The sequence below is a fragment of the Dellaglioa sp. CoH-57-MRSF-18 genome (genome assembly GCF_056781995.1).
Genome location: NZ_JBXAXX010000071.1, coordinates 1 through 487 on the forward strand (window position 1 = coordinate 1; position 487 = coordinate 487).

Consider the following 487-nt stretch of genomic DNA (forward strand, 5'->3'; position numbering starts at 1 on the left):
CTTACTGTCAGTGTGAAATATGCGGAGTTCCGCGCACCTTCGATTAAGGAGAAAAGCATGACATTCGAGCAATGGTGGGAAAGTCTGGCGGAAGATGAAGAAGGTTTTAAGGTCCATGGCGGGTTCCGCGTGAACGAGGGTTTCGCACGACTCGGATGGGATGCGGTGGCTGAACGTATGGCCGAATTGGACCGCCAGATTCAGTATCAGCACGATGCGAACATGGCGCTGGAGCACGCGAATCGAAAACTGCATGGCCGAGATTCGAGAGCTGAAGTCCGAAAACCGGTCGCTAGTTCAACGTTACGTGCGTGCTACCGGGGCAGTCCCTCTCTGATCATGGACTTCGTTCTGTGCATTCTGTGCGGTCTCGTAATTCTCGGCTATCGCTCGGGACACTGGTGGCCGCTGATCTTGGTCGGGAGCTTCACCCTTTTGTGTGTCGTGATCGATGTGTGGAAAGAGTATAAGGAGGACGCTGGTGGAA

The 487-nt window shown here is 54.0% G+C and carries 1 protein-coding gene; it reads left to right on the forward strand.

Going from position 1 to position 487, the window contains the following annotated elements; translation table 11 throughout:
- Positions 1-57: 57 nt before the first annotated feature.
- The coding region (locus AC1RPG_RS08105; RefSeq protein WP_481762486.1) for a hypothetical protein at positions 58-487 on the forward strand (430 nt) is incomplete at its 3' end.